Origin of the sequence: Kitasatospora sp. NPDC051164, from assembly GCF_044455625.1 — a bacterium.
GTDB lineage: Bacteria > Actinomycetota > Actinomycetes > Streptomycetales > Streptomycetaceae > Kitasatospora.
On the sequence record NZ_JBITFB010000002.1, the window covers coordinates 169,295 to 191,916 of the forward strand.

The 22,622-nt window shown below is 72.8% G+C and carries 18 protein-coding genes; 3 read left to right on the forward strand and 15 right to left on the reverse strand.

The features are described 5' to 3' along the window. Nucleotides 1–90: 90 nt before the first annotated feature. The 3 genes from ACIBEC_RS03305 to ACIBEC_RS03315 form a co-directional block, all read right to left on the reverse strand. Nucleotides 91–2,067: an amino acid transporter gene (locus ACIBEC_RS03305; protein WP_360492009.1), complete on the reverse strand. Its 1,977-nt coding sequence runs from the start codon at nucleotides 2,065–2,067 to the stop codon at nucleotides 91–93. A 318-nt stretch (nucleotides 2,068–2,385) separates the two neighbouring features. After that, nucleotides 2,386–4,071 carry a multicopper oxidase family protein gene (locus ACIBEC_RS03310; RefSeq protein WP_360492012.1) on the reverse strand — a complete coding sequence of 562 codons (1,686 nt, stop codon included), beginning with the start codon at nucleotides 4,069–4,071 and terminating at the stop codon, nucleotides 2,386–2,388. Nucleotides 4,072–4,187: 116 nt separating this feature from the next. Continuing rightward, nucleotides 4,188–4,664: a hypothetical protein gene (locus tag ACIBEC_RS03315; RefSeq protein WP_360492015.1), complete on the reverse strand. Its 477-nt coding sequence runs from the start codon at nucleotides 4,662–4,664 to the stop codon at nucleotides 4,188–4,190. Nucleotides 4,665–4,925: 261 nt separating this feature from the next. Here ACIBEC_RS03315 and ACIBEC_RS03320 point away from each other — a divergent pair, with 261 nt between their 5' ends. Next, a complete protein-coding gene (locus tag ACIBEC_RS03320) occupies nucleotides 4,926–7,352 on the forward strand; it encodes a collagenase (RefSeq protein ID WP_360492018.1) in 2,427 nt (808 codons plus the stop codon). A 92-nt stretch (nucleotides 7,353–7,444) separates the two neighbouring features. Here the strand turns inward: ACIBEC_RS03320 and ACIBEC_RS03325 are convergent, their stop codons facing one another. Both ACIBEC_RS03325 and ACIBEC_RS03330 read right to left on the reverse strand, forming a co-directional pair. Then, entirely contained in the window at nucleotides 7,445–7,591 is a 147-nt protein-coding gene (locus ACIBEC_RS03325; protein ID WP_396287712.1) for a hypothetical protein, read from the reverse strand. Between the two features lie 30 nt (nucleotides 7,592–7,621). Next, complete coding sequence (locus ACIBEC_RS03330) at nucleotides 7,622–8,452, reverse strand: alpha/beta hydrolase (protein WP_360492021.1); 831 nt, start codon at nucleotides 8,450–8,452, stop codon at nucleotides 7,622–7,624. Between the two features lie 261 nt (nucleotides 8,453–8,713). Here ACIBEC_RS03330 and ACIBEC_RS03335 point away from each other — a divergent pair, with 261 nt between their 5' ends. Then, on the forward strand, nucleotides 8,714–8,944 hold the full coding sequence (locus ACIBEC_RS03335) for a hypothetical protein (protein ID WP_360492024.1): 231 nt from the start codon (nucleotides 8,714–8,716) through the stop codon (nucleotides 8,942–8,944). 88 nt (nucleotides 8,945–9,032) lie between these two features. Then, nucleotides 9,033–9,434, forward strand: coding sequence for a YccF domain-containing protein (locus tag ACIBEC_RS03340; protein ID WP_360492027.1), 402 nt, complete (start codon nucleotides 9,033–9,035; stop codon nucleotides 9,432–9,434). A gap of 181 nt (nucleotides 9,435–9,615) precedes the next feature. Here ACIBEC_RS03340 and ACIBEC_RS03345 read toward each other — a convergent pair whose 3' ends face one another. The 10 genes from ACIBEC_RS03345 to ACIBEC_RS03390 form a co-directional block, all read right to left on the reverse strand. Beyond that, nucleotides 9,616–10,887 (reverse strand): APC family permease, encoded by a 1,272-nt coding sequence (locus ACIBEC_RS03345; RefSeq protein ID WP_360492030.1) that lies wholly within the window; start codon nucleotides 10,885–10,887, stop codon nucleotides 9,616–9,618. A 148-nt stretch (nucleotides 10,888–11,035) separates the two neighbouring features. Beyond that, the gene (locus tag ACIBEC_RS03350; RefSeq protein ID WP_360492033.1) at nucleotides 11,036–11,479 is read right to left on the reverse strand and encodes an SRPBCC family protein; all 444 of its coding nucleotides are present in this window, start codon (nucleotides 11,477–11,479) and stop codon (nucleotides 11,036–11,038) included. Between the two features lie 50 nt (nucleotides 11,480–11,529). After that, nucleotides 11,530–11,739: a hypothetical protein gene (locus ACIBEC_RS03355; RefSeq protein WP_360492036.1), complete on the reverse strand. Its 210-nt coding sequence runs from the start codon at nucleotides 11,737–11,739 to the stop codon at nucleotides 11,530–11,532. 139 nt (nucleotides 11,740–11,878) lie between these two features. After that, nucleotides 11,879–13,519 carry an AMP-binding protein gene (locus tag ACIBEC_RS03360; RefSeq protein WP_360492039.1) on the reverse strand — a complete coding sequence of 547 codons (1,641 nt, stop codon included), beginning with the start codon at nucleotides 13,517–13,519 and terminating at the stop codon, nucleotides 11,879–11,881. A 177-nt stretch (nucleotides 13,520–13,696) separates the two neighbouring features. After that, nucleotides 13,697–13,933, reverse strand: a complete 237-nt coding sequence (locus tag ACIBEC_RS03365; RefSeq protein ID WP_360492042.1) for a chaplin — start codon at nucleotides 13,931–13,933, stop codon at nucleotides 13,697–13,699. Nucleotides 13,934–14,025: 92 nt separating this feature from the next. After that, nucleotides 14,026–14,343 carry a hypothetical protein gene (locus ACIBEC_RS03370; RefSeq protein WP_360492044.1) on the reverse strand — a complete coding sequence of 106 codons (318 nt, stop codon included), beginning with the start codon at nucleotides 14,341–14,343 and terminating at the stop codon, nucleotides 14,026–14,028. Further along, nucleotides 14,340–16,910, reverse strand: a complete 2,571-nt coding sequence (locus tag ACIBEC_RS03375) for an Hsp70 family protein (protein ID WP_360492047.1) — start codon at nucleotides 16,908–16,910, stop codon at nucleotides 14,340–14,342. The genes ACIBEC_RS03370 and ACIBEC_RS03375 overlap by 4 nt, the downstream gene beginning before the upstream one ends. A gap of 31 nt (nucleotides 16,911–16,941) precedes the next feature. Then, nucleotides 16,942–17,661 (reverse strand): nucleotide exchange factor GrpE, encoded by a 720-nt coding sequence (gene grpE / locus ACIBEC_RS03380; RefSeq protein WP_360492050.1) that lies wholly within the window; start codon nucleotides 17,659–17,661, stop codon nucleotides 16,942–16,944. Next, nucleotides 17,658–18,083, reverse strand: a complete 426-nt coding sequence (locus tag ACIBEC_RS03385; protein WP_360492052.1) for a hypothetical protein — start codon at nucleotides 18,081–18,083, stop codon at nucleotides 17,658–17,660. Before ACIBEC_RS03385 ends, grpE begins: the two co-directional genes overlap by 4 nt. Nucleotides 18,084–18,263: 180 nt before the next feature. Beyond that, complete coding sequence (locus ACIBEC_RS03390; protein ID WP_360492055.1) at nucleotides 18,264–22,415, reverse strand: hypothetical protein; 4,152 nt, start codon at nucleotides 22,413–22,415, stop codon at nucleotides 18,264–18,266. Nucleotides 22,416–22,622: the final 207 nt, after the last annotated feature.

Here is a 22,622-nt window from a genome sequence, read left to right on the forward strand (position 1 = left end):
ACCGGGAACGACGGCGGCCCGCCCGCTCACCGGGAGCGGACGGGCCGTGGTGCAGGCGCCGGGGGGGCCGAGGGGGTCAGGGGCCGCCGGTCAGCCGACGTGTACGCGCGGGCGGCGCGAGCGGTCCGGCTCGGCCTCGCGCAGCACCTCGCGGGTGACCGGCGCGACCTCGCCCTGTCCGAACAGGAAGAACCGCAGGAACTGGGCGAAGGGGTTGCCCTCGGTCCACTCGAAGTAGAGGTGCGGCCGCTGCCCGGTGCGGTCCCGGACGGTGAGCGCCAGCGCGGCGATCGCGTTGGAGATGCTGGAGCTCTCCAGGGTGAGCACCCGGTAGCGCCCGTGCAGGACCTCGCCCCGGACGGTCAGCGCGGACTCGAAGTCGGAGGCGTCGCGGACGGTCACCTCGACGAAGACCAGGTCGTCCTCGCCGGGGATGTCGTTGTCGGCGCGGATCTGGCGGATCTTGTCGCGGTACTCGGCGTGGTCGCGGTGGCTCGGCTCGTTGGCGATCAGCCGCAGCGGACGGTGCGCGTAGTCCCTGATGAAACGTTCCGCCACATCGTCCAGCTCCACGTTCGTGACCCGCAGCTCGAAGGCCCGGCGCAGCCGGGAGAGCAGCGAGACCAGGATGATGCCGGCGATGAAGCAGGCGCCGATCTTCAGACCGTCGGGGCGCTCCATCACGTTCAGCACGGTGGTGTAGAGGAAAACGGCGGAGATCGCCGCGAAGGCGACGGTCCAGCCCCGCTCGCGCTTCTTGTACGCGGCGATGGTGACGGCGATGGCCGCCGAGCTCATCAGCACCAGCACACCGGTCGCGTAGGCGCCGCCCTGGGCGTCCACGTCGGCGTCGAAGATCCAGGTGATCAGGAAGGCGACCAGGGTGAGCACGATCACCATCGGACGAACGGCACGTGCCCAGTGCGGCGCCATGCCGTAGCGCGGCAGGTAGCGGGGCAGCAGGTTGAGCATGCCCGCCATGGCCGAGGCACCGGCGAACCAGAGGATGACGATGGTGGACAGGTCGTAGACGCTGCCGAAGGCGCCGCCGAGGTACTCGTGCGCCAGGTACGCCAGGGCACGTCCGTTGGCGTCGCCCCCGGGCTTGAACTGGTCGGCCGGGATGAGCAGCGTGGTGATGAAGCTGGTGGCGATCAGGAAGCAGCTCATGATCACGGCGGCGGTGGTGAGCAGCTTGCGGGTGCCGCGGATCCGGCCCGCCGGGTTGGCCCGGGTGTCATCGGCGTCGCCCTGGATGTGCGGCATCACGGCCACACCGGTCTCGAAGCCGGACATGCCCAGGGCCAGCTTGGGGAAGAGCAGCAGGGCCACGCCGACCATGAGGGCGGGGTTCCCGTGCTCCGTGGTCAGTGCGCTGGTCCAGTCGGTGACCACGTGCGGGGCCTGGATGATCTTCCAGACACCGACCGCCACGACGACCACGTTGAGCGCCAGGTAGATCCCGACCAGGAAGACCGCCAGGCCGATCGCCTCGCTGAAGCCCTTGAGGAAGACCGCGCCGAGCAGCGCGACCAGCAGCAACGTGATCAGGACCTGCTTCCCGCTGAGGACGCCGGTCAGGTGCGGGTTCTCCACCAGGTGCGCGCTCGCGTCGGCGGCGGACAGCGTGATGGTGATGATGAAGTCCGTCGCCGCGAAGCCGAGCAGCGCGAGCACGAAGAGCTTGCCCTTCCAGAAGGACAGCAGCCGCTCCAGCATCGAGATCGAGCCCTCGCCGTGCGGGCTCTCCTGGGCCACCCTCCGGTAGACCGGCAGCGCGCCCAGCAGGGTCACGATCACCAGCACGATCGTCGCGATCGGGGACAGCACGCCGGCCGCGAGGGCGGCGATGCCCGGCTGGTAACCGAGCGTGGAGAAGTAGTCGACGCCGGTCAGGCACATGACCCGCCACCAGCGCTGACCCTCGTGCGCATCCTGCGCGCCGTGCGGCGCGGAGTTCTCCGCCTCCGCGTCACCGTGCGTGTCCGCGTCCTCCGCGGTCTTGGATGCGGACACATCCGCCAGCAGCCAGTTGCGCACGCGTATTCGCGCCGACGGAGAAGCCACCACCGGCTTCTCCGTCGACCCCGTCGAACCCGACGAAACCACCTTGCACCTCTTGTTTAAAGACCCCGTAAAAGCGCCGTCGGGCGACGGCAGTGCGCCAGGCTATGCGACCACCGTTAAGGAGACGTCATCGGCCCGCGTTAAGAAAGCGTCATGAAGACGCAGGTCGGCGTGGGTGGCACGGTGCAGTGGCCCGGGTGCGGGACCCGGCGGCGCAGCGGGCGGACCCCGAGTCGCCGGGGCGGCTCGGGGTCCATCGGGGCGGCTCGGGGTCCGCCGGGGCGGCTCGGGGCGCGGGGGCGCCGGCGGACCCCGCGCTCAGGCCCGGTAGCCGAGGACGGTCATCATGCCCGCCTCCGCGTGGTACACGTTGTGGCAGTGCACCATCCACAGCCCCGGGTTGTCGGCGTCGAAGTCGACGGCCAGGGTCGTACCCGGCAGCACGATCGCGGTGTCCTTGCGCGGGCCGTCGCCGGGCAGCGCGAAGCTGTGTCCGTGCAGGTGGACGGGGTGCCACATGCTCGTGCTGTTGCGGAACTCCAGCCGCACCCGCTCGCCCGCGGCCACCGGGTAGCGCTGCGCCGGGTCGTACCGGCGGCCGTTGAACGCCCAGTCGGCCTTCGCCATGCCGCCGGTGAGCTCCAACTGCACCGTGCGGTCAGGGGACTTGGCGGGCAGTCGGACACTCGGGGCGGCCTTGAGCTGCCCGGCGGTGACCAGCCGGCCGTCCAGCTCGGCCGGGCGCACCGAGGCGTCGGGCGCGGCGCCACCGCCGGTGCGCAGCACGGCCAGCGCGGTGGCGTTCTTGCCCTCGGCGAGCGCGGTCAGCGGGAAGACGCCGTCCTTGGCGGTGACCAGGACGTCGTAGCGTTCGCCCATGCCGAGCAGCAGCGCCTGGGTGGTGGCCGGTTCGACCGGGAAGCCGTCGGTGTGGGTGACGGTCAGCTCGTGGCCGCCGAGGGCGACACGGTAGGCGGTGTCGCCACCCGCGTTGATCAGCCGGATCCGGATCCGGTCACCGGGCTTGGCGGTGAAGGTCTCGGGCGCGGTGGCGAGGCGGCCGTTGACCAGGTGGAACGGGTAGGCGACGTCGCCGGCGTCGCCGCCGAGCAGGGGGCTCCGGGCGCCCATCAGCATCCGGGCGGGGCCGGCGGCTGCGCCCGCAGTTCCGCCCGCGTCCGTCCCGGGCATCGTCGGCATCCCCGTCATCCCCGTCATCCCCGACATGTCATGGCCGAAGTTGCCCGAGCCGCCGGAGCCGCCCGAGTGGTCCATCCCGCCCATGCCCTGGGCGAGTTCGGCGAGGACCGCGTCCGGGGTACTGCCGTCGATGCCGTCCACCCAGTCGTCCAGGACGACGGCCCACTCCTTGTCGTAGCGCAGCGGCTCCTTCGGGTCCTCGACGATCAGCGGCGCGTACAGGCCGCGGTCCTGCTGGACGCCGGAGTGCGGGTGGAACCAGTACGTGCCCGGGTGGGCGAGCGCGAAGCGGTAGTCGAAGGAGGCGCCGGCCTTGACGACGGCCTGGGTCAGGCCCGGCACGCCGTCCATGTCGTTGCGCAGCGCGAGGCCGTGCCAGTGCAGCGAGGTGGGCTGCGGCAGGTGGTTGGCAAGGGTGACGGCGAGCGTGTCGCCGACGGTGGCGCGGACCTCCTGGGCCGGCAGACGGTCGCCGTACGCCCAGCTGCGGACGGTGCGGCCGCCGAGGTCGAGGGTGGTCTCGGTGGCGGTGAGCGTGATCTTCCGCTCCGGGCCGGGGTTGCGCTTCGCCTCGGCGGCGGCGACCTCGGGACCGTTCGGGGCGACGAATCCGGCGGGGGCGGCGGAGGCCTGGGCGCTCGCACCGGCCGGGGCGCTCGCACCGGCCGTGTCGCCGGTGGCGCCGTGGTTCATGGACGCGTGGTCCATGCCCTTCATCGAGTCGGACGAGCAGGCGGTGAGCAGGCCGGTCCCGGCGGCGGCGAGCGCGGCGCCGAGGACGGTACGACGGGTGGGTGTACGCATGACGGAGTGCACCTCGTGCGGTGGTGGTGTGGGCATGCAGGACTTCGCGTCAGCCGTTCCCCGCGCGGGCGCGAGCGCTTCGGAGCGCACGCGGGCACGGGACGGCGGGCGCGCGCCTACTGACGCAGCACCGAGAGCCGGGCGAGGAGTATCCGGCCGCCCCCGGGCGGGGGCAGCGCGCGGACGGCCCGCAGCAGGCGGGCCCGCACGTCGGCGGCCGCGTCGCCACGGCGGCGCAGCAGCGGGCCGGCGGCGAGCAGCACCAGGGTCCAGGCGGCGAGGACGGCGAGGCAGACCGTCATCGGGTCCATGCCACCGTCGGAGGAGACCGGGTCGGCGGTCGCGGACCGGACGGGCTCGGCAGGTCCGGGCCGGCCGGCCATCACGTGGTGTTCCGGCGGCTGCTGCGCCGCGACCGCGCGAGGCCCCGGATCCCTGTGCCCGCCGTGATCCGCGTACCCGCCGTACCCGCCGTGTCCACCGGTCGGATGGCCGAGCGTGTGCATCGTCACGACACCGAGCAGCAGCGCGGCCAGGAGCAGCAGGCGAAGCGCCCACGGCACCGAGGGACCGAACGGCTGCCGCTGCGCCATCCTCCGCCTCCCGACCGCTTCCGCGTCCACTTCCGCCCGCGTGTACCCCCACAGGGTATCGCGAACTGCGGCGGCGGACCGACTCGGAGTCAACCCCGTTCACCCTCTTGGCAGGTGCAATTTCACATTGCTATGTTACGGCTCACTCGAGGGCGCCCCAACCCCGCAACGCCCGCCCTCGCCTCCCCCGGCAGTCCCGGGCCGGAACCCACGGCACTGCCGCCGCGCACCGCCCTGCCACTTCCCCCTCCAGGAGATCCGGTGTCAACTTCCCGCGTTGCCAGGCGAGTCCTGCTCGCCTCCGCCATGGCCGTCACCCTCACCCTGCCCACCCTGCAGACGGCCCAGGCCCTCACCCCGACACCCACGACCACCTCCCCCTCCGCCACCGCCTCCACCACAACGGCCGCTGCCAACCCCACCCCGGCCGGCCCGGCCACCCCGGCCACGGCCGACCAGCCCACCGCCTACGACGACGCCGAACACCTCGGCACCGCCACCGCCAAGCCCGGCGCCCCCGCCCCGGCCCCCGGCGGCGGCTCGCTCGGCACCGGCCTCGTCCCCGGCCTGCTGCCCGACCACGTCGGCGCCCCCGCCCCCACCGCGGACCAGGTGGCCGCCGCACCCTCCGCCACCGCACCGCGCACCGCCGCCGGCGTGCCCTGTACCGTCGACGGCTTCACCGGCCTCGGCGCCGACCAGCTGACCGCCTTCCTCACCGACCCGGCCGTCACCGCCGACGGCTGCCTGCGCTCCGTCATCTGGACCTGGGACGCCCGCTTCACGACCACCATGGACAACGCCCACGTCCGGGCGGTCGCCGACCGGATCACCCAGCTGTCCGCCACCGACGACGGCACCGGCGCCTCACACCTGTACGAGCTGTGGACGTACCTGCACGCCACGGCCTACCACGCCTACGGCCACCACGAGTTGAACCTCGGCGACCCGGCCACCCTCGGCTCCGTCCAGCAGGCGATCACGGCGTACGCGGGCAGCGCGCACGCCTTCGACCGCACGGACCTCGCCGCGAACATCCTGCGTGAGACCGCCATCACCGCCGGCGCCGACGGCCTGCGCCAGCACAACCTCGGCCTCGCCCGGCGCATCCTGGGCGTCCTCGCCCCCGGCACGACCGTCGCCGACAGCGGCCCCTGGGGCAACGCCGTCCTCCAGGCGCTCAACCTCAACTACCTCGGCATCTACAACCAGGACCCGGTCTTCCTCGCCGCCGTCGCCGCCGACGCCGACTACCGCGCCGCGTTCCGCGCCTACGCCTCCTGGGGTCACCTCAAGGGCACCAAGAACGCCTGGGCCGCCCGCGACGCCGTCGCCGAGTACGGCCGCTTCGGGCAGGTCCCGGCCCTGCGCGACGCCACCCTCGCCGACCTCGGCCCGGTGATCGCCGCCACCAAGACCGCCTTCGGCGAGTGGTCCGACCCGTGGGCCAAGGCCATCGGCTGGGCCAACACCTACGGCGTCTGCAAGCAGTACGGCGTCTGCATCTCCGACCTGGAGACGAAGCTCTTCCCGCACACGTACACCTACGACAACGGCGCCATCGAGGTCCGCACCGCCCTCGACAAGGCCACCGTCGACCAGATGTACTACGCGAGCAAGCAGGTCAAGAGCCAGTACTTCCGCGTCCTCGGCACCGACCAGCCGCTCGCCGGCGACGTCAACTCCACCCTGCACATCCACCTGTACGCCTCGCGCGCCGACTACGAGGTCTACCAGCCGATCCTCACCGGCTACAGCACCAGCAACGGCGGCATGTACATCGAGAGCGGCGCCACCTTCTACACCTACCAGCGGCGCGTCCCGCAGGACTCGATGCTCACCCTCGAGGAACTGTTCCGCCACGAGTACGTGCACTACCTCAACGGCCGCTGGGCGGTGCCGGGTTACTTCGGCGACCCGCGCTGGTACGCCAACGACAAGACCACCGCGATGGACGAGGGCACCGCCGAGTTCTTCGACGGCTCCACCCGCGACCAGGGCATCCTGGTACGCAAGTCGCTGGTCCGCAAACTCGCCGCCGACGAGGCCGCCGGCATCCCCCGGATGACCATCGCCCAACTCCTGCACGCCCGTTACACCGACACCCCGGCGTTCCACTTCTACAACTACGCCGGCACCTTCTTCGAGTTCCTCTGGCAGCAGCACCCCTCGCTGCTGCGCGAGATGTACGGCTACCAGCGCGCCGACGACCCGGCCGGCTTCGACGCCTGGCGCGACCGCGTCGGCGCCGACGCCGCCCTGCAGGGCGAGTACTCCGCCTTCCTCGACGCGCAGATCAAGAACGTCGACAACCTGTACGTCCCGTCGACCTCCTTCATAGCCGACGGCGCTCTCGACCTCTCCGACGCCTCCGACGTCCAGGACGAGTTCGCCGGTGCCACCGGAGCCACCCCCACCTGCAAGAACAACGGCGACTGGGCGAACAAGCCGATGCGCTTCATCTGCACCGGCAAGATCACCGCCAACCTCTCCGACGCCAAGAACCCGGACAAGGTCTTCAAGGACATGTCCGACACCGTGGACTACTTCATCCTCACCCGCACCAAGAACGTCGAGGAAGCGAACAACCTCAACGACATGAACTGCAGCTTCGGCAAGGTCGACGTCTGGACCAACGGCAAGGCCGGAACCGCCGACTACACCTGCGAGGGACCGCTCCGCCGGTAGCCGCCGGTAGCTGCCGGTTCAGCCGATTCCCGGGCGCGGTACGGACAGTGGGATCCGTACCGCGCCCGGCCCACATCCCCTCAACGCCTCGCTCAGTCCCCCCGCGCCTGCCGGACCGCCGCCGCCAGGTGCTCGCGGAACCAACGATGGCCCGGATCCGCCGAGTTGCGCGGATGCCAGGCCATCCCCGGTTCCAGCGGGGCGAGTTCGAGCGGGATCGGGAAGGTGCGCAGACCCAACGCGGCCATCGTCTCCGGCAGCCAGCACCGTCAGGACTTCAGGAAGGCGAGGATGTCGGGGTTCAGGACGTCCGGGTGGACCTGCAGCATCCCATGTGGGTAGCCCTCGTAGCTCTTGAGGGTTCCGTTCTTGAGGAGTTTCGCGGTAAGCGGTCCGGAGTCCTCGTAGGGGACGACCTGATCTCCTGTGCCATGGCAGACCAGAACAGGGATGTCGATCTGCTTGAGGTCCTCGGTAAAGTCCGTCTCGGAGAAGGCTTTGATGCACTCGTAATGGGCGTTGGCCGCGCCCATCATGCCCTGGCGCCACCAGTTGTCGATCAGGCCCTGCGAGACCTCCGCGCCCGGCCTGTTGAAGCCGTAGAACGGGCCCGTAGGGACATCGATGTAGAACTGCGCGCGATTGGCGGTGAGCGCTGCGCGGAACCCGTCGAAGACGTCGATCGGCGTACCGCCAGGGTTTTTATCAGACTTGACCATGATCGGCGGCACCGCGCCGACCAGCACCGCCTTGGCCACTCGTCCGGCCTTGGCGCGCGCTGCGTACCGTGCCACCTCGCCGCCGCCGGTCGAGTGGCCGATATGGAAGGCCTCCCGGAGGTCGAGAGCGTCGGTCAGCGTGATGACATCGGCCACATAGGTGTCCATGTCGTGGCCGGTCGAGGTCTGGGTGGACCGGCCGTGACCCCGGCGATCGTGCGCGATCACACGGTAGCCGTGCGACAGGAAGAACAGCATCTGGTTGTCCCAGTCATCCGCACTCAGCGGCCATCCGTGGTGGAAGACCACCGGCCGGCCGTCGCGCGGCCCCCAGTCCTTGTAGAAGATGTCCGTGCCGTCGGCGGTGGTGATCGTGGTCATTGCTGAACCTTCTGCTCGAAAGGGGGAGTTCTGGAAAGCAGGACGACGGATGGGCAGAGTAGAAATGAGGGCAGCCTCAAGACTGAATACCGGCCGCTGGGAGATCTCCCGACAGCTTATGCTCGGCCCGGGAACTCCACATCTCAGCGCCATCAAGGGCGAGAGGGTTCCCCTTCATGACGGACATCTCTGGATCTTCGCCCGTCCGGACCAATGCGGGCGACCTGTTGGAATCCGTATCGCCTGGGCCTGGGCACCGCCGTGACCAGCGTGATCTTCCTGGCCGCGATCCTCGTCACGGTCGTCCACCTCACGCGCAGCCGCAGCGATGTCATCGAGGCCGACGGCCCGGCCCGAACCCCGCGGGCGGCGAACCCGGCGCGTGAGCGGATCATGCTCGGCTACTACGCCTTCGTGGCCACCTGGCCCTCCCTGCGGCTGCCGAGGCCGAAGGAGCCCCTACCTGAGGCGGGAACCCGGACCGCCCCCTGAGGAACAACCCCTAAGGGCGTAGACACGCTCGCCAGTGGGCATGGCACGGTCGTAGTGCAACGCCATCAGCCGTGAGAAGGTGCCACGTATGAGTGCGGTGAAATTCATTCTCAATGTCATCTGGCTGGTTTTCTGCGGAATTTGGATGGCCCTGGCCTATGTTGTCGCCGGAATTATCTGTTGCCTGCTTGTCATTACCATCCCATTTGGCATTGCGTCCTTTCGGATCGCCGGCTTCATCCTGTGGCCGTTCGGGCGGACGGCGGTGGAGCGGCCGGACGCCGGGGCCGCGTCCTGCGTCGGCAACGTCATCTGGCTGGTGTTCGCCGGGTGGTGGCTGGCCCTCGCACACCTGATCACCAGCGTTCCGCTGTTCCTGTCGATCATCGGGATCCCCTTCGGCTGGGCGAACCTCAAGATGATCCCGATCTCCCTGATGCCGCTCGGCCGCGAGATCGTCCACACCGACCAGGAGTGGGGCGCCCGGTAACTCGCACGACCCACGGACGGCCGGCGAGGCGGAAAGGCCGCGCCGGCCGTCGGCGTTTTCGGACGTACGAGCAAGTGGCGGCGCCCGGGCCATGAGCGCTGGGAGGTGTGCGTCGTCACCGCGAACGGCGACGCGTTCGCCGAGGTGCCGGGCAGCGTCTGCTGCGTCGGCCGAGCGGCCGTCAGCGGCGGGCCGCCGCCTTGCGGACGCCGTAGGCGGCGGCGCCGAGGGTGAGGACGGCGGCGCCCCAGAGGACGGAGGCGGCCGGGAGGGCGAGGGCCAGGGTGAGGCAGCCGGCCGCGCCGACGATCGGGACGGGCCTTGCCGGGCGGCCTTCGGCGGGGGTGAGGGTCCAGGCCGAGGCGTTGGCGACGGCGTAGTAGGCGAGCACGCCGAAGGAGGAGAAGCCGATCGCGCCGCGCACGTCGCCGACGGCCGCGACGACGGCGACCACCGCGCCGACCGCGAGCTCGGCGCGGTGCGGCACGCCGAAGCGGGGGTGGACGGCGGCGAGGGGGTGCGGCAGGTGGTGGTCGCGGGCCATCGCGAGCGTGGTGCGGGAGACGCCGAGGATCAGCGCGAGCAGCGAGCCGAGGGCGGCGACCGCAGCCCCGGCGCGCACCACCGGGACCAGTCCGGGGGCCCCGGCGGCCCGGACCGCGTCGGCCAGCGGCGCCGCGGCGTGGGCGAGGCGTTCGGGGCCGAGGACGGCCAGGACGGCGAGTGCGACGGCGGTGTAGACGACCAGGGTGATGCCGAGCGCGAGCGGAATCGCCCGGCGGATCGTGCGCTGCGGGTCGCGGACCTCCTCGCCGAGGGTGGCGATGCGGGCGTACCCGGCGAAGGCGAAGAAGAGGAGGCCGGCGGCCTGCAGCACGCCGTGGAAGCCGGCGTCGGCACCGACCGCCCAGCGGGCCGTGTCCTCAGCGCCGCCGGTCAGGCAGGCCACGACCACGGCGGCGAGCACGGCCAGCACGACGGCGACGATCGCCCGCGTCAGCCAGGCCGCCTTCTGTACGCCGACGTAGTTGACCGCGGTCAACGCCACGACCGCGGCGGCCGCGACGGCGTGCGCCTGGGCCGGCCAGACGTACGAGCCGACGGTGAGCGCCATCGCCGCGCAGGAGGCGGTCTTGCCGACGACGAAGCCCCACCCTGCGAGGTAGCCCCAGAACTCGCCGAGCCGCTCGCGGCCGTAGACGTACGTGCCGCCGGACTGCGGGTAGCGAGCGGCGAGCCGGGCGGAGGAGGTCGCGTTGCAGTACGCCACCACGCCGGCCAGCGCCAGCCCGATCAGCAGCCCGGACCCGGCGGCGGCCGCCGCGGGCGCCAGCGCGGCGAACACGCCGGCGCCGACCATCGACCCCAGCCCGATCACCACGGCGTCGAACGCGCCCAGGTGCCGCCGCAGCTCACCCGACCCGGCCGCCGACCCCGACGCCACCCCACTCATCGACCTGCACCTCTCCTCGTCGGGCCTGGACGACGGCGCACGATACCGGAGGACGTGGAACGGCAGGGGACGGGCGGGGACAGGGCGAAGGGGCAGGTGCGACGTCGATGCGGCGGCCAGGAGATGAGGCGGCCGGTTGGTGAGGAGGTCAGTTGGTGAGGCGGGCCTCGAGCGCGCGGAGGTCCTTGGTGAGGGAGGTACGGACCTGGCGGGACATCAGCGGCGCGGTGAGCCGGTGGTGGAGGGAGGTGCCGCCGCGGACGCGGATGCGGGCGAAGGTTCCGGCCTGGGTGGGTTCGAAGGTGTAGGTGACGTGCATGGGCATCGGCCCGGCGACGGAGACCATGTCGAGCATCTGCGGCGGGTGGTAGCCCGCCACCCGTAGCACGTAGTCGAAGCGCCGCCCGAGGAAGTGGGCGGTCCGGGTGACCTCGGCGCCGACGCCGAAACCGCCGGTGTCGGCCTCCCGGGTGAGGGTGGCGTTGCGGATGCCCTGGGTCCACTCGTGGTCGTGGCGCCAGTCCATGGCGTAGCCGGCGACGGTGGCGGGCGGCAGGGGGATCAGGTGTTCCACTGTGACGTCGAGGGGCATGATCACACTGTCCCGCCGGGTGTGCGGGTCCGCTCTCCGGACTGGCCCGGTCAGCGGGCGCAGGGGCCGGCCGGAGCGGGGTCGGCGGCGTCGCCGTGCCGGTCGACGGGGTGCCGGTCGACGGGGTTGCGGGCGCAGGCGGCCGTGGGTCCTGCCGGGTCGGCGAGGGCGGGCGCGGCCGGGTACGCGAGGGCCAGGGCGAGGACCACGGCGAGGGCGGCGTCCGCGAGCAGCGAGCGGACCGGGGTGTGAGCGGTCATGGCTGGACTGTGCGCACCCCGACGGTGCCGCATTCTCCATGGCCCGCTCTTCCACCCACCCGGACGAGCGCACACCCCCGGCACGCGCCGCCCCGCCATGCGACGCACCACCGGCCCGACACACCACCGCCCCGGGGCGTTACAGCCCCAGGATCCGCAGCGCCGCCTCCCGCATCTCGACCTTGCGGATCTTCCCGGTCACCGTCATCGGGAACTCCTCGACCACGTGCACGTAGCGCGGGATCTTGACGTGCGCGAGCCGGCCGGTGCAGTACGCCCGGACGGCCTCGGCGGTGAGCGGTTCGGCGCCCTCGCGCATCCGGACCCAGGCCATCAGCTCCTCGCCGTACTTCGGGTCGGGGACGCCGATGACCTGGACGTCGAGGATGTCCGGGTGGGTGTAGAGGAACTCCTCGATCTCGCGCGGGTAGAGGTTCTCGCCGCCGCGGATCACCATGTCCTTGATCCGCCCGGTGATGGCGAGGTAGCCGTCTTCGTCCATCACCGCGAGGTCCCCGGTGTGCATCCAGCGGGCGGCGTCGACGGCCTCGGCGGTGCGCTCGGGCTCGTTCCAGTAGCCGAGCATGACGGAGTACCCGCGGGTGCACAGTTCGCCCGGCTCGCCGCGCGGGACGGTGCGGCCGGTGGCCGGGTCGACGACCTTGACCTCCAGGTGCGGGCCGACCCGGCCGACGGTGGAGACCCGGCGCTCGACCGCGTCGTCGACCCGGGTCTGGGTGGAGACCGGCGAGGTCTCGGTCATGCCGTAGCAGATGGAGACCTCGGCCATGCCCATCCGCCCGATGACCTCCTTCATCACCTCGCTCGGGCAGGGTGAGCCGGCCATGATGCCGGTGCGCAGGCTGCCGAGGTCGTGGCGCTCGAAGTCGGGGTCGGCGAGTTCGGCGATGAACATGGTCGGCACGCCGTACAGCGAGGTGCAGCGCTCGGCGGCGACGGCGGCCAGGGTGGCGCCGGGTTCGAAGGAGGGGGCCGGGATGACCATGCAGGCGCCGTGCGACGTGGCGGCCAGGTTTCCCATCACCATGCCGAAGCAGTGGTAGAAGGGCACCGGGATGCAGATCCGGTCCTGCTCGGTGTAGTTGAGCAGCTCGCCGACGAAGTACCCGTTGTTGAGGATGTTGTGGTGCGACAGGGTCGCACCCTTGGGGAATCCGGTGGTCCCCGAGGTGTACTGGATGTTGATCGGGTCGTCGGTGGCCAACTCGCCCTGGCGTTCGGCGAATTCCGCGGCCAGCGCCGGGGTGGCCCGTCGGCCGGCGGCGAGCGTGTCGTCCCAGGCCGGACTGCCGATCAGCAGCACGCGCTCCAACTCGACGCAGCGTGGCCGGACTTCCTCGACCATCGCGGCGTAGTCGGAGGTCTTGAACCGATCGGCGGCGACCAGCAGCCGGATGCCGGCCTGGTTCAGCACGTACTCCAACTCGTGCGCGCGGTAGGCGGGGTTGACCGTGACGAGGATCGCGCCGAGCTTGGCGGTGGCGTACTGGGTGAGTGTCCACTCGGGGCAGTTGGGTGCCCAGATGCCGACCCGGTCACCCTTCGCGATGCCGAGTTCCAGCAGGCCGAGGGCCAGGGCGTCGACGTCGGCGGCGAGTTCGGCGTAGGTCCAGCGGCGGGCGGTGGGGCGGTCGACCAGGGCGTCGCGGTCGGGGAAGGCGCGTACCGCGCGGTCGAGGTTCTCCCCGATGGTGTCACCGAGCAGCGGGACGTCCGAGGTGCCGGAGGCGTAGCTGCGCGGGGTCGGCGTGGTCGGCACGTGGTGACTCCTGGGTACGGCGGGGCGGGTCGGGGACCATGGTCCCGGTCCACGGGCCACCCCGCCACCCCCGAACGGGGGTACCCGCGCACGACACGACGCGAGCCGGACACGACGCGAGCCGGGCACGGCGCTGGGGCCGCCCGTCGTGCTCGACGGACGGCCCCAGGGCTCGGGTCACGCGTTGACGCAGGTGTTGCCGACGGCCGGGTTGGCGATGCCGAACAGGTTGACCGAGTTCCCGCAGATGTTGATCTGGTGGTGGATCGGGATCTGGATCACGTTGCCGGACAGGAAACCCGGCGAGCCGACGGCGACACCATGGGCGTCGGCGTCGGCGGCGGCGGTACCGGCACCGGCGAGCACGCACACCGCGGCGAGGGCCGGGGCGGCGAGGTAGGTGCGAATACGCATTGCGTCACTCCTTGTGAGGATGGCGAACATCCGTGTGACGATCACACTCGCACCGATCGAACTCGACGGCAGGCCGGGAGCGTCCGAATTGGTCACTCAGAGGGCGTGTCGCCGTCCCGCCCCGCCGGCGCGGGCCTGGCGGACCCGGGCACGCTCAGTGATTCCAGCAGCTCCCGGGCCGGATGCAGTCCCGGCTCCGCCTCCAAAGCGCCGCGCAGCCGGAACCGCGCCGTCGCCTCGTCACCGGCCGCCAGGGCCTCCAGCGCCCGGTTGTAATCGATCCGACCGGCGTAACGCAGCCGGAACAGCGCGGACAGGTCCTCCCGGCAGGACGGGCAGCACAGGCTCTGCGGGTCCGCCGCGACCTTGCACAGCGGGCAGGGCACCTCGAGGTCCACCACGGCACTCATCGCGGCCCCGCCTCCTCCGGGCGCACCGGGCCGAGCGACTCGGCGGCCGGCTCACTGCCGAGCTCGCGCTGCGCCTGCGCGTACAGGGCCAGCAGGTTCGACATGTGCTTGTTGACCTCCTCCATGTTGGGCGCCTCCACCGCGGCGTCCAGACCCCGCAGCTCGGCCATGATCAGCTGCCCCAGGGCGGGCGAGACCATGTTCTGGGTCACGTAGACGTTGCACATGGTGAGCATCCGCATGGTGTGGCCGAGCGCGTCGCAGAGCTCGTCCGCGCGCTGGGCCGCGCGCATCGCGCCCTCCCAGTCGGCGGCCTCGCGGCGCAGCCGCAGCTCGGCGGAGACCGACCGGAGCCGGTCCAGGTCGCTCGGGTCGAGGTGCTTCTCGCAGTAGTGGATGAACAGGCTCAGGTACGCCTCCGAGCCGCGCACCCAGCGCTGGGCCTTGAGCTGGCGCTGGGCCCGCTCCAGCGCCTCGTCCACCGACTGGCCGCGGGTCTGGCCGGCCGCCAGGTCGTCCAGGGCGTCCATCAGCCGCTGGGCCTCGCGCATCTCGGCCTCGGTCAGCTCGCCGCCCCAGCGGTCGGTGAAGGTCTCGATCTGCCGCTGCTGCTCCTCGACCTGGACCTTCAGCTCGGGGTCCAGGGTGACCCGCTCCAGCTTGACGGTCTTCTCCGCGCCGCCCTGGATCCGTACGGACAGGGTGATGGTGCGGTCGCGGTCGAGGCCGAAGGAGACGTCGACCGGGGTGCGGCCGCCGAGACCCTCGGGCAGGCGCAGGGTGAGGTGGCCGATCAGCTCGTTCTGCTGGGCGATCTCGTGTTCACCCTCGTAGACCGCGATCTCCAGCCGCTGGCGGCCGCTGCCGGAGACCACGAACTCCCGGCTGACCGGCGAACTGGTCGGGTAGCTGGAGTTCTTGGGGATGATGACGGCGAGGCGGCCGTCGTTGAGCTCAATGCCGAGGTTCTTCGGGGTGATGTCGAAGGGGTTGGTGACCTGCATCAACTCCCCGCAGCCGGTGCAGATTTCGCTGCCGGGCGGGCTGACCTGGCCGCAGGAGGCGCAGCGCAGGCCGACGTCCTCGGCGGCGGTGGCGATCACCTTGGTCTGGCCGGGGGCCGCCGAGTTGAGCGCCTCGCCGCACAGTTCGCAGGCGGTGACGCCGGGCGCGGCCGGGGTGCCGCAGCGCGGGCAGTTGTCGCTGCGCACCACGGTGGCGGCCTGCGCCTGCTTCGGGATGGCCGTGCCGCCGGCGCCCGAACCGGCCATGTCCTGGCCGCACTTGGGGCAGTCGGCGGCCTCGGAGTGGACCGGGATGTGGCAGGTCGGGCAGGAGACCCGGTCGCCGCCGAGCAGGGAGGTCGCGCAGTTGGCGCAGTTGGAGGCGGAGAGGTCGCCGGGGGCCCGGCACTCGGGGCACTCCACCTCGCCGACCAGCGCGGACTGCACGGCCGCGCCGAGCGCCACGCACTGCATCGGGTTGACGCCGCGCCGGATCCGGCGGGGGCCGAACACCTCGCCGAGCCGCCGCGCGACCAGCGGGATCGCGGTCGAGCCGCCGACCAGCACCACCTCGTCGATGTCCCCGACGGTCAGGTTGGCCTGCATGATGGCCTTGTGGGTCAGCTCGATGGTGCGCTCGATCTGGGCCTCGATCAGCTCCTCGAAGCGGGCGCGCTCGAACTCCGTCTCCAGCACCAGCTGTCCGGCGCCGAGGCCGGGCAGGATGACCTCGGAGGACTCCTGGTTGGACAGCTCGATCTTGATGGTCTCGGCGGTGGAGGCGATCTTCGGGCGGTCGCGCAGGTCGGGCTGGTAGTCCGAGCCGTACTCCTCGCGGATGTCCTCCAGCAGCGCGGTGGTGATCGCGCGGTCGAAGTCGTCGCCGCCGAGCAGGTTGTCGCCCTCGATGCCGAGCACCGAGACCGAGCCGGGCACCAGCAGCAGGATGGAGATGTCGAAGGTGCCGCCGCCGAGGTCGTAGACCAGTACGGTCTTGCCCTCGTCGCCCGCCTCCGAGGTGATCCCGTAGGCAAGCGCGGCCGCGGTCGGCTCGTTGATGATCCGCAGCACGTGCAGGCCGGCCATCCGGCCCGCCTCCTGGGTGGCCGCGACCTGCCGCTCGCCGAAGTAGGCGGGGACGGTGATGACGGCCCGGGGGAAGGGCTCGCCGAAGCGCTGTTCAGCGTCCTCCTTGAGCCGGTGCAGGATGATCGCGGAGATCTCGATCGGCGTGTAGGAGCGGCCGTTGAACCAGACGTTGACGTCGCCGTCGGTGCCCGCGGTGACCTTGTAGTCGACCTCCTTCAGGGCGGCCTGGACCTGCGGGTCCTTGAACTTGCGGCCCATGAAGCGCTTGACCGAGCGGATCACGTTGGCGCCGTCGATGGCGACCCGGCCGCGCGCGGTGGAGCCCACCAGCAGCTCGCCCTTGCGGCCGCTGCCGACCACGGAGGGCGTGGCCTCCTGGTTCTGCCGGTTGAAGATGATCTCCGGCTCGCCCCGGCGCAGGTGGGCGACCACGGAGTTGGTGGTGCCCAGGTCGATGCCGAGTGTGCGGTACATGTCGTTCCCCTCTTGCCCCTCGTGGTTCTGGCTACTTCTTGCGCTTGGCCCGCTTGCCCGCGACCGTGACCTTGCGACGGGCCCGGGGCGGGGCTTGCTTGGGCTGGGCGCGGACGGCTTGTGCGCCGGGTGCCTCGGGCACGGCCGGCTCGGCGGGTGCCTCGGGCACGGCCGGCTCGGCGGGTGCCACGGGCACGGCCGACTCGGCGGGTGTCTCGGGCACGGCCGGCTCGGCGGGTGCCACGGGCCCGGCCGGCTCCTGCGCCGACTCCGGTGCGGCGACCACAACCTGGGCCCGCCGCAGCACTTCGTTCTCCCAGAAGAACCCGGTGACGACCGTCCGCACCACCGTCTCCGGCGCCACCCCCGGCCGGGCCTCGACGCCGACGATCTCGGCCAGATCCGGGTCCGCCGTCATGCCCTCCAGCCGCATCGGGCGGACCTTGGCCTTGGCGAGCCGGCCGAGCAGCCGTCGCCGGGTGGCCTCGATGCCCTCGCCGCGCCCGAGCGCGACCAGTTCGCGGTCCAGGCCGAGGGCGGCGAGCGCGTCGTCCACGTCGACCAGGATGCCCAGCAGTTCGCGCTGCTCGGCCCGGGCGGTCTGCCGCTGTTCGGCCAGTTTGTTCCCCAACAGGGATGCCCGGAAGAGCAGTTGGCCGAACTTCTGCTCCAGGTCGACATCCTCGACGCCAGCGGGGAGCTCCAGCCGCTGATGGCCGTCGAGCAGGGATGCGGTCGTTGCGTCGGTCACTCGGGTACCTCGATCTGCGGCAGCACGGACAGGTCGGCCGCGTAGCGGGCGGGGACGGGCGGTTCGGGGTCGGCGCCGCCCGGGGCGGGCTCGGCGAAGTCGGCGGCCAGCTCGGCACGGTGCAGGGCCAGCAGGGCGGGGACAGGCGGCAGCGGCGGGCGCTCGATCACCAGCAGCGGTTCGGCGAGGGCGGGCGCGAGCAGCTCGGCGGCCTGGCCGACGGGCTCCGGCGGGAGAGGCTGTTGGAGGTCCGCCTCCAGCCGCCGGTCCGGATTCCGCAGCAGCGCGGCGGCCTCCTGGATCTGCTGGCGGGTGTAGCGGGCCGTGCGCATCGCCGGTCCGACGGCGAGGTTGATCTCGCGCACACCGGCCGTGAGCGGGATGCCCAGGACCTCGTACGGCGACGGTTCAGGCAGTGGCATGGCGGGCGGTCTCTCTCCTCACGGCGACGGGGTCGATCGGTACGACGGGGACGCTCGGTGCAGCGGGTCGATCGCTATGGCGCCTCGATCGGTACGGCTGGGACGACGGTCGGACGGGCCGGTGGCGCGCACGGTCTAGGACGACGGCAACTGCCGTGCGGTTGCCGCCGGTCGGGGTGGTCAGTAGAGCGAGTTGATCCGTCGCTGCATCGCTCGCAGCTCCGTGTCCTCCGGGCTGTACTCGACGGCCTTGCGGGCCAGGTCGCGGGCCTCCCGCAGCTGGCGGGCGTTGGCCCGCTGGACGGCGAACGAGCCGCAGACGATGCCCAGTTCGCGGTGCAGCTTGCCGGTGTCCTCCGGGGTGTCGGAGAGGCTGACCGCCTCCTCCAGCAGCCGGATCGCCTCGGGGTAGCGGCGGGCCTCGTAGTGGCCGATGGCCTCGCCGCGCCAGACGCTGACCATCAGGCGGCGGATGTCGGTCGAGTCGTCGTAGGACTTGGCCTTCTGCAGCATGGCGGCCTGGGCGGTGAACGGCTTGTCCTGCATGGCGTCCAGCACGTGGTTGGCGAGCATCACCGCGACCCGGCGCGGGGCCTCGCGCTCGACGTCGCCGTCCCACTCCGGGTCGGCGTCCAGCGCCTCGGCCATCCGCCGCACCGCGCGGACGCGGTCGTCGGCGAAGGCGGCGGAGCGGGCGAGTTGGCGCAGCACGAAGGCGAGGCCGAGCCTGTGGTCCGGGTCGGAGTTGAGGGAGATCAGCTTCCGCCAGGCGTCGGCGGCCTCCTCGAGCTCCGCGTCGGTCGATTCAGGGCGGCTGAGCTGGCCGGCCCGGTTGCCGAGGGCGGCTTCCAGGAAGTGCCGGGCGGTCGGGTCGCCGGGGACGAGCTCAATGCTCTTCTGCAGCAGGTCGAGGGCGCGGGTGTAGTCCTTGTCCTCGTTGTTGATCTTGCGGGCCCACTGGGCGTAGGTGGCGCCGAGGTCGCCGCGCACCTCCGGGTCGTCGGGGGCCAGCGCGAACGCCTTCTCCAGCAGCTCGGCCGCGCCGGGCTGGTCGTCGACGGTCTTCTTGAGCAGCGCGCGGGCGGCCCGGACGCCGGACTCGGCGGCGATGGCGGCGGCGTCGGCGGGCAGGACGGCGCCGGGGACGGAGCGGGCGCGGGTGAGGCAGTCCAGGGCCTCGCGCCAGTCCTGGTTGCGGTGGTGCTCGCGGGCCTGGCTGACCAGGGACTCGCCGAGCAGCGCCTGCCAGCCCTCGCCGCGCTCGCTCTCTGCCACCGCGTCCAGGGCGGCGACGGCGGCCGCCTGCCGGCCCTGCAGCTGCAGGTAGCGCTGCGGGCCGAGGGCGCCGAACAGGGCGAGGGCGCGGGTGGGCGCGGGGGCGTCGGGGCCGGCGGGCCGCCGCCAGACCCGGACGGCCTGCTCGAAGGCCTCGCCCCAGGCGGCGAGTTCGGGCTCGGCGCGGAGCAGCCGGTCGAGCGTGGGGCCGGCCGTCAGGCGGCGGGCGGGGCGGCCGGGCAGCGCTATTCGGACGTCCTCGCCGGCGAAGGCGTCGGCGCTGTGGGCCTCCATGCCGAGGAGCAGCGTCCAGGCGCTCACCTCGTCGCCGCTGCGGCCGGCGGCCCGGTCGACGGCGCGCAGGTCGTCCCGGAGGCGGTCGATGAGCCCGGTACGGGCGGCGGCCAGCCGCTGCGGTTCGGCGGTGCGGCCGGTGATCCGGGCGGACTCGGCCCACAGCTCGGGCTGGTAGAGGGCGGCGACCAGGCAGCCGAGCGTCCAGGCCCAGACCTCCTCGTCCGCTGTCCCGGAGACGCCGGGGGTGACGGAGGCGGCGGACGCGGACGCGGCGGCGGCGAGGCGGTAGCCGGCCAGGCCGAGGGCGTGCAGCAGCCGTGGGTGAGCCGGGTCCTTGAGCAGCAGCTCGCGGTAGGCCTCCCAGGCCTCGCGGTGGCGGCCCTCGGTGGCGTGCTGGTGCGCCTCGTGCTCGGCGAGCAGGACCAGGGTGCCCGCCGCCTGCGGGTGAACGGGGGCGAGGGCGAGGGCCTGGCGCAGGTCCCCCGCGGCCCGTCCGGGCTGTTCGGCGGCGAGGGCGGCGCCGGCCCGGCGGACCAGGACGGCGGCGCGGACGGCGGTGGCGTCCGGCGGCAGTTCGGCCAGCGCCTCGTCGTGGCGGCCGAGTTCGGCGCGCAGCAGGGCGAGGTCGAGCCGGACGGGCGCGGCGGCGGCACTGTCGCCGAGCGCCGCCGCCCAGGCGGCGAGGACGGGTTCGGCCTGTTCGGGCGTGCCGACGCGGCGGGCGCAGTCCAGGACGGCGCGCAGCGCGGGGCCGGCGCAGCGGACGCAGCGGGGTGAGCCGGCGCCGTCGGGGGTGTGCAGGTGGTCGGTGCAGGCCTCGCGGCCGCAGCCGCCGCAGGAGCCGGTGGCGGGCCGGTCGCAGACCGCGCAGTCGCCGGCGGCATCCGCTGAACCCGACGGGGCGGTGCCCGGGGAAGGGGCGGTGCCTGCGGTCAGGAAGTGCCGGTACCAGTCCAGTGCGGCGGCCCAGTTGCCGGCCCGTTCGGCGAGCAGGGCGCGCAGCCGGGCGATCGCCGGGTCGCCGGTCGGGTCGGGCGGGCCGAGCAGGGCGATCGTCTGTGCCGGGCGGCCGGACAGCAGGGCGACGGCGGCCAGGTGGTAGCGGTCGCGCAGGCCGCCGGCGGCGTCCAGCAGGGTGGTGACCGTCTCCGGCGTGCCCTCGGCGAGGGCGAGGGCGGCGCGCAGCCGGGCCTGCCGGTGGGTGAGGGCGCCGGGCAGGGTGTCGGCGAGGGCGAGCGCGGCGGTGGCGCGTTCGCGCTGCTCGGGGCGGTCGCGGCCGGTGACCAGCAGGTGGGCGGCCTCGCGCAGGGCGGCTTCGCGCAGCGCGGTGCGGTAGCCGGGGGCGGCGGGGTGTTCGGCGGTGGCCCGCTGCCAGAGTGCGCGGGCGGCGACCGGGTCGGTGGCCAGGCGGGTGCGGGCGAGCGTGTCGCGGGCCAGAGCCTGGCGCTCGCGCAGGTCCGCGTCGTCCAGGGGTTCCCAGCGGGCGAGGGCGCCGGCCGGGTCGTCGGTGCGGGCGAGGGCGAGGCCGTGGTGGAAGGCGGCGATCCGGGTCCAGCGGGAGCCGGGTTCGGTGTCGGATTCGGCGCGCAGGAGCGGCTGGGCCTCCTCGGCCTGCCCGGCGGCGAGCAGGGCGGCGCCGAGCCGGACCCGGGCGGGGCGCCAGTCGGGGGCCTGGCCGAGGCCGGCGCGGTAGTCGGCGGCGGCCTCGGCGGGGCGCTCGGCCCGTTCGTGGACCAGGGCGAGGCCGAACCGGGCCGGGGCGAAGGAGGGTTGGACGGTCAGGGCGGCGGTGAACTGTTCCCGGGCCTGGTCGTCGGCGCCGAGCAGCAGGGCGAGCCGGCCGAGGGCGTAGCGGGGGCGGGGGTCGGTCGGGTTCTCGACGGTGGCGGACGCGAAGTCGGTCCAGGCGGTCTCGGTGGCGCCGAGCCGCTGCCGGGCCAGGCCGCGGAAGAGCAGGCTGTCGGTGCGCAGCGCCGGGCCGCGTCCCCACGGCGAGGGCTCGCCGGGGTCGCGCCGCAGCGCCTCGTCGAAGGCCGCGATGGCGGGTTCGTCCCGGTGCAGGGTGTACAGCTGGGCGCCCCAGCGGAACCAGAGTTCGCCGCTGCCGGCGGGGGCCGCGGCGGCGAGCAGGGCCTCGGCCTCGGCGGCCCGGTCGGTGTCGCGGAGCAGGGCGGCGCGGGCGAGCACCGGCCAGTCGCGGCCGGGCAGGGCGGCGAGGGCGCGGGCGGTTGCGTCGTCGCGCTGCCCGGGGGCGCCGTCACGGCACCGGCGCTGCAGCCAGTCGAGGGTGCGGGCGGCGGCGTCGGCCTCCTCGCCGGGCTCGGCGCCGGCGTCGGTGGCCTGGAGGAAGGCGAGCAGCGGTCCGAGGTCGCCGTCCGGGGCCTGTATCCGTTCCTCGGCGAGGTGGCGCAGGCTCCACCGGGGCAGTTGGCGGGCCGGGTCGGGGAGCAGCGGGAAGGCCTCGCGGTGCAGGGCGAGGGTGGCCTGCTGGTCGCCGGTGGGGAGGGTGGCCTCGGCCTGGCCGATCAGCGCGAGGCCGCGCTGCGGGCCCAGTTCCGCGGGCCCGGCGGCCAGTTGTTTCGCCAGCCGGGCGTAGCGGCGCCGGGCCTGGGCGGCCTTGCCGGCGGCGAGCCGTTCGGCGGCCGTGGCCAGGGCTTTCGTCACCGTCGCGGCGTCCAGGGCCCGTCGGCGGCGCGCCAGTACGACGGCGGCCGCTCCGGCCAGTGCCACCACGATCAGCAGCACCGCTAGCAGCGCCATGCACCGTCCCCCTGTGTCAGGATGTCGCCCACTCCATGATCAATGAGGTTCGACCGATCATGAGTTGACGTTGTGTCGTGATGTTGCTCGGGCGCCATCAGAATAGGCCCTCGGTCGGACAGACGAACAGCGAAGAGCACTATCCTGGGCAACGCGTCAGCAGGACGTGAACAAGCGCGTCAACTGCGGTCGGAAGCGGCGGGCGGT